The 6,356-nt window shown below is 64.7% G+C and carries 5 protein-coding genes and 1 pseudogene; 2 read left to right on the top strand and 4 right to left on the bottom strand.

The window, feature by feature from the left end:
• From A985_RS29500 to A985_RS0119585, 4 genes and pseudogenes are all read right to left on the bottom strand, one after another.
• Positions 1 to 278: pseudogene (locus A985_RS29500) on the bottom strand (cytochrome c); the annotation flags it as partial.
• Positions 279 to 409: 131 nt separating this feature from the next.
• A complete protein-coding gene (locus A985_RS0119575; protein WP_017235072.1) occupies positions 410 to 1,105 on the bottom strand; it encodes a (2Fe-2S)-binding protein in 696 nt (231 codons plus the stop codon).
• The gene (locus A985_RS0119580; protein ID WP_017235073.1) at positions 1,102 to 3,921 is read right to left on the bottom strand and encodes a xanthine dehydrogenase family protein molybdopterin-binding subunit; all 2,820 of its coding nucleotides are present in this window, start codon (positions 3,919 to 3,921) and stop codon (positions 1,102 to 1,104) included. Before A985_RS0119580 ends, A985_RS0119575 begins: the two co-directional genes overlap by 4 nt.
• Before the next feature lie 556 nt (positions 3,922 to 4,477).
• The gene (locus A985_RS0119585; RefSeq protein WP_017235074.1) at positions 4,478 to 4,990 is read right to left on the bottom strand and encodes a GNAT family N-acetyltransferase; all 513 of its coding nucleotides are present in this window, start codon (positions 4,988 to 4,990) and stop codon (positions 4,478 to 4,480) included.
• 91 nt (positions 4,991 to 5,081) lie between these two features.
• Between A985_RS0119585 and A985_RS0119590 the strand changes: the two genes are divergently transcribed.
• Positions 5,082 to 5,672: a helix-turn-helix domain-containing protein gene (locus A985_RS0119590; RefSeq protein WP_017235075.1), complete on the top strand. Its 591-nt coding sequence runs from the start codon at positions 5,082 to 5,084 to the stop codon at positions 5,670 to 5,672.
• Entirely contained in the window at positions 5,672 to 6,238 is a 567-nt protein-coding gene (locus A985_RS0119595; RefSeq protein WP_017235076.1) for a GNAT family N-acetyltransferase, read from the top strand. Before A985_RS0119590 ends, A985_RS0119595 begins: the two co-directional genes overlap by 1 nt.
• Positions 6,239 to 6,356: the final 118 nt, after the last annotated feature.

Raw genomic sequence — 6,356 nt, forward strand, 5'->3', positions numbered from 1 at the left:
TCCGGGGTGATGTTGGTGCCGTAGAACGTGCCATAGGGCGATTTGAGCGGCACGCCGCCCGCAAACGGCGCGCCGTTCGCGCTCGTGTGGCAGGCGGCGCAATCGGCCGCTCGCGCCAGATATTGGCCGCGAGCGATCAGGTCGGGCGATGCCTTCGCCACCGGCGACGGCGAAGGCGATGCCGCCGCCCCACCGCTGGCCGTCGATGCCGAGGGACTCGGTGCATCCGCAGCCATCCCGCTCGTCACGAGCGCGGGCGCCGCCGTCGTCTTGGGCATTGGCGGCTGGGCGGGCTTGGGTGGTTTGGGCACCGTCGAGTCGTTGCAGGCGGCGACGAGCAGCAGCGCGACAAGACAGGCCGCGCGCGCGCTCCAGCGGGAGGCGCGATTCAGGCGCATGGCGTCCCCCCTCATTTCGCATCCCTGATACAACCGGGCGTCTTGAGCACGACATCGCGCACGGCCGTGTAATAGCGCACATACCCCGTGCACCGACAGATATGGTCGTTGAGTCCTTCGGTGATCGCCGCTTCGAGATCGGCACGCGCGACCGGGTGGCGCTTCAGACGTTCGATCAACACCGTTGCAGCATTCACAAAGCCCGGCGTGCAGTAGCCGCACTGAAAACTGAAGTGATCGAGAAACGCCTTCTGGATCGGTGCGAGCGTGAGCTTGCCGTCGGCATCGCGCACCGCGTGGCCTTCCACCGTGCGCACCGTCTTGCCGTCGAAATAGTTTGTCCCGGTGATACACGTGCGTACGGTTTCGCTGCTGCCGTCGGCGTGATCGACGATCACCACGCAGGCGTGGCAGATGCCCTGCCCGCAGCCCAGACGCGAGCCGGTCAGGCCCAGGGTCTCATGCAGCCAGTCGATCATCATCAAACCGGCCGGCACGTCCATCGGGCCATGCGACACACCGTTCACCTTCACTGTGACGGGCAACGTCTCCCACGGTGCTTTGCCGTTTGCCGGGGCTGCCGTGCCTGCCGCCGCATTCGCCGTAAGCGGTGCCGCTGCCGCACTCGCCGCGCTCATGGGTTGTCCCGCGCCCGCCGACGCCGTGGCGTCCGACGCGGCCTGCGGTGTGCTCGAAGCGTTTGTCATGCCAGTACCTCCTGGATCTTCTCCGGTGTCACCGGCAACATCGTAAATCGATGGCCGATCGCATGCGCGAGGCCGTTCACAATCGCGCCAACCACGGGAATCATCACCACTTCCGCAATGCCTTTCGGAACGTCGGTTTCGGAGATCGGTGGCAACACTTCTCCGGTTTGCGTCCACACGGCGACGTCGACCGCACGCGGCAGGTGATACCGATTGAAGTTCCATGTGCCATTGCCCGGGCCGTCTTCATAAAGCGGCAGATACTCGTGCAGCGCATGGCCGATCCCCATCGCGAGACCGCCCTGCAATTGGCCCGAGACGAGTTGCGGCGAGATCTGGTTGCCGCATTCGACAATGGAATGATGGGTGAGCAGTTCGACCTTGCCGGTTGCCTCGTGCACCGACAGCGCCACGAGCGTGCCGACGGCACTGTAGTAAGTCACCGCTGCGTTGTTACGCTGCACCGGCGGGTAGTACACGCGCTTGCGATCGAGGGTGCGATAGCCGGTGGCCGACGACGACGCAGTGGCGGTCGACGGTGTGGCCCCGCCCTGTCCGAAGCGCAACGCAATGCCATCGACGGGCAGTCGCTGCATCGCGCCGTTGCCCAGATCCCAGTCCGCTTCGGCCCACTGCCAACGATTGAAGACATGCACCGTCGCTCCGGTCACCAGGCCCAGTTCGTGCGCCGCCTTCGCGAGCATGGGTAACGGCAGCGCTTCGAGCCCGGCGGCCGTGAGTTTGCCGTCGACCCAGCGTGCGTCTTCCGCGCGCACCACGAGCGGTGCGGCCTGTCCGCCGCCGAGGCCGCGACGCCAGATCGACAGCGCCGCCGGCCACAATCCCTGCATGAAGAGCAACCGCGCCGCTTCTCGCGTACTGTGCGTGAAGTAGTAGGCAGAGTTCGTCGCGCTCGACGGCGAGGCGTATCCCGGCGACCAACGCGGATTGGCGGCGAGCCTGTCCTGATCGGCCTGCGACATCAGATACGGATCGCCGCTCGTCACGACCGGCAACTCCGGCCAGTCGGTGATCGCCACATGCACCTCCGTGGCCGGCATGCCAAGCCATTTCGCCACGGCAACCGCCTGCGACGTCGACGTGCCGGTGCCGATCTCCACGGCCGTGTGATGCAACGAAATCTTGCCCGTCTCGTCGATCTCGACACGCGCGAACGAGGTCTCGGCACCGGTGCCGAAGTCCTTTTGCACGCAGGCGAATCCGACCCCGTAACGGCGTCCCGGATGCGCCGCCTCGAACTCCGCTTTTTTCTTTTCGCGCTGCGTCCACAACGGATGCCGTTTCGCGCGAGCGAGCACCTCATCCACTCGCACCGCGCCCGCAGGAATCGCCCCTTGCGTGTTCTTCATGCCCGAGCGCAGCGCGTTCTTGAGACGGAACTCGATGGCGTCGACGCCAAGCTGCGCCGCCATCTCGTCGATCATCATTTCCGTGGCGGCCATCGACTGCAGCGTGCCGTAACCGCGCGCCGAACCGGCATCGACGGCCCGCGACGCAATTGCCACGCTCGCCAGATCGCTTTGCGGGATGTAGTAGATCGACTGCGCTGCCGTCGCCCCGACCATCGCCACCGATGGCGAGAAATTCATCCGCCCGCCGCCGTTGCATTCCATGTCGGCCGCGAACGCCTGGAGCAGTCCGCTCTCCTTGTCGACGCCTAGGCGATAACGCAGCGTGAACGCGTGACGCTTGAGCGAGGTTTGGAACTGCTCGTAGCGGTCGTTGGCCAGGCGCACGGGCAGGCCGTCGCCGTACATCGCGGCGGCCAGACCGTAGAACGGCATGTTGTAGTGATCCTTCGATCCGTAGCCCACCGTGTAGCACGGATAGACGATCAGGCGCTTGACCGGGAAGTGGCCCTTGGCCGCCATGGCCGCCGCGTTCTCCGCGACTTCCGACGGCGATTGGGTGGGCACCACCATGTGCAGCGTCTGCGTGGCGGCGTCGTACCAGCAGTTGGCGTTATCGGGTTCGAGCGCTGCCGTGTCGATCGACTGCGTGCGGTACTCGCGCGACATCACCAGCCAGTTCTCCGGCGGGTGCGAGAGCGATTCGCCGATCTTGGCCGCGTACGCCATGCCTTGCTCGTCGAGCTTGCCGTGGTCGTTGTCATCCGGCCACACGGGCAGATGCTTGCGCATCATGCTCGGGAAGATCGGCGCGTCCTTCAGACTCGAGTAGACGTCATCGTCATACGCCGTCTTGCCGCCCACGCGCACGAAGCGGAAGCTGCCCCACGGATCGCGCTCGAGCGGGCCCGTCACGCCGCCGTAGCGAATGATCTCGTCATGGAACTTGAGCTTGTCCTTGGCGAAGCGAAAGCGCGTGAAGTCGCGATAGATCAGGATCGCGACGGCGTGGCCGAGATAAGCCGGCGTCTTGCCGGCCGGCAGCAACATGTCGTCGCCATAGAATCCGGGGAACGCGATCCCGTCGCGCGCCAGATCGTCGGCCGTCACAACACGATCGGGTTGCAGACCATCGTTCAGACGCGAGAGGTCGAAGCCTAGATATGCGCGGTCGGCATGCGTCGCGCGCAGCACGAAGGCATGGGCTTGCTGCACGGGCCAGCCCGGCATGTCGCGCGAGCGCACGTCGCGCGCGAAGATCTTTTCACCCGTCACCTTGGCCGTGCCGTCGATACGGAACTTCGCTTGTCCCTTGACGGCGTCCCACGCGACCGGCGTGAGGTTCTTGTCTTCGAACAGCGCGGCGAACGCCCGGCTGCCCAGCGGAGCGATATACACGGAGATACCCGCAATCACCGACGCCTTGAGAAACCCGCGACGCGTCACCGCGACTCCGGGGGCGCCATCGGGACGCTGGGAGCTTCGGGAAGACGCGGGAGATTCGGCGGCGGCATCGTGACGAGCGTCGTCGCTCGACACAACCGCGGGAGGAGCGGGCTTTCTTGGCAGGCGCGGCATAAGCGTTCCGTCCGTCTTGTTTTGGGGGGATGTATCACGATCACCAAGCTCGCGCGGACACCAATGCGCACAAAACGGCACCGCAACGAGAACCGGGGCGAGACATCGGACACTTGCCGACTCGACCCACGAGGCATGGTCACGATGCGTGACATTCACCTGCCGTGATGCGCTCGTGAAATTCGGTGAGAAGACGCTTCATGAGTGACACCGGACGTAGCAAGGCTACACGCCGAGTCCAGGAATGACAAGGTTGGCCATGGCGCACCGCGAGAGCATGCGCATGTGCTGTCGCCCAATGCACGCCGTGCAGCGGGCGCGGGCAGTCGTTATTCGAAGCGGGTGATGTTGCCTATGCCCAATGAGAAATGCCGCTATATCATTTCTGACATAGCGGCATCGAACGAGGCCGGCGGCGCGTGTTTCAACGCGTGGCGTCGATACGCAATTCCATGCACGTGAGATCGAGCCAGCGACCGAACTTCGTGCCGACTTCGCTGAACGTGCCGACCGTAAGGAAGCCGAGCTTTTCGTGCAGCCGAATCGACGGTGCGTTCTGCGCTTCGATACTCGCGATCATCACGTGAATGCCGATGGCGCGCGCGCGTTCGATCAGCGCGCGCATGAGCGTCTCGCCGACGCCGCCGCCACGCGCGTTCTTGTCCACGTAAATGGAGTGCTCGACCGTGTGACGATAGCCGTCGAACGCGCGCCAGTCGCCAAACGACGCGTATCCCGCGACCTTGCCGTCGCGCTCGGCGACGATCACGGGATACCCGCGCGCCACGCGTGCCGCCAGCCACTCGCGCCGGTTGTCCACGTCGACGAGCACCTCGTTCCAGATGGCGGTCGTGTGCTCGACAGCGTCGTTATAGATGTCGCGAATAGCCGGGAGGTCAGCGTCGGTGGCGTCGCGCACGATGAGCGAGGAAGTCATGTGAGGGGTCCCGCAAACAAGAAGCCGTGGATGACGGCGTGAACAATGACATCCATTTTACTGGATATTAATTTCCAGTACACTGGAAACCATGGACATTAACGAACGTATCGCCCGCCGTGTGCGCGATCTGCGCAGCGAGCGCGGCTATTCGCTGGATACGCTGGCGGAACGCAGCGGCGTGAGCCGCTCGAGCATCTCGCTCATCGAGCGGGCGCAGACCAGTCCGACGGCCAACGTGCTCGATAAGCTTGCCACCGCGCTCGACGTAACGCTCGCGTCGTTGTTCGACGACCGGGCACGGGAAGACACGCCACCGTCGCCGCTCGCACGCCGTGCTGACCAGCCGGTCTGGACGGATCCGGACTCGGGCTACGTGCGACGCAACCTTTCGCCGGCGCAGCCGTCGCCGTTGCAGCTTGTCGAAGTGCAGTTTCTCGCGGGTGAGCGCGTCGCCTACGATACCGGAGCGCGCGAGAATGAGGTCTGGCAGCAGATCTGGGTCATCGATGGCGCCATCGAAGTCACGCTGGGCAACGTCGCGTGGCGGCTCGACACTGGCGATTGTCTGGCCATGCGGCTCGATCAACCGATCGGCTTCCACAATCCCACGCCGGCCACTGCACGCTACCTGGTCGGGCTCGTCACGCTACCGTTCGTTGCTGCAAGGAGAGTACAGTGATGTCGCTTGATTTATCATCAGTCGCCTCGCCCGTCGCCGTGCAACGACTCGACGGGGCCCAAGCCTTGGCGGCGATCGATGTGCTTGCCGACATACTCATCGACTGCGTGGAGGGCGGTGCATCGGTGAGTTTCATGCTACCGCTTACACGTGAGCGCGCCACCGCATTCTGGCGCAACGTGGCTGAAGGCGTCGCGCGTGGTGAGCGTGCGTTGCTCGTCGCCCGTCGGCATGAAGCCGACGCGGCTCAAGATGGTGAAATCGTCGGTACTGTGCAGTTGTTGCTCGATTTGCCGGAAAACCAACCGCATCGAGCGGACGTCGCCAAGATGCTGGTTCATCGTTCGGCCAGGCGGCTGGGGGTGGCTCGGCAATTGATGGCTGCCGTTGACGAGGTCGCCAGCGCCGAGGGGCGTCAGGTGCTCGTACTCGATACCGTGACTGGCGGCGATGCCGAACGGCTATATCTGCGCTGCGGCTGGCAACGCGCGGGCGACGTGCCGAAATTCGCACTGATGCCCGACGGGGCCTTCTGTGCCACGACGTTCTACTACAAGCACCTCTGACCCGCGCCGTCGCAAAAGCGCTGCGACACCACCACCGTCTAAGGGAGAGCTCACCGTGTGGGGGGCTGACCGGCGTAAATCTGCCGATATCGTCGGCCAGCCGCCGGCGGCCCCGCCC

Origin of the sequence: Pandoraea sp. B-6, assembly GCF_000282835.1 — a bacterium.
In the GTDB taxonomy this organism is placed as follows: domain Bacteria; phylum Pseudomonadota; class Gammaproteobacteria; order Burkholderiales; family Burkholderiaceae; genus Pandoraea; species Pandoraea cepalis.

Coding starts and splice junctions, on each gene's coding strand:
- A985_RS0119575 (WP_017235072.1), bottom strand. CDS start 1,105: ATGACAAACGCTTCGAGCACACCGCAGGCCGCGTCGGACGCCACGGCG.
- A985_RS0119585 (WP_017235074.1), bottom strand. CDS start 4,990: ATGACTTCCTCGCTCATCGTGCGCGACGCCACCGACGCTGACCTCCCG.
- A985_RS0119590 (WP_017235075.1), top strand. CDS start 5,082: ATGGACATTAACGAACGTATCGCCCGCCGTGTGCGCGATCTGCGCAGC.
- A985_RS0119595 (WP_017235076.1), top strand. CDS start 5,672: ATGTCGCTTGATTTATCATCAGTCGCCTCGCCCGTCGCCGTGCAACGA.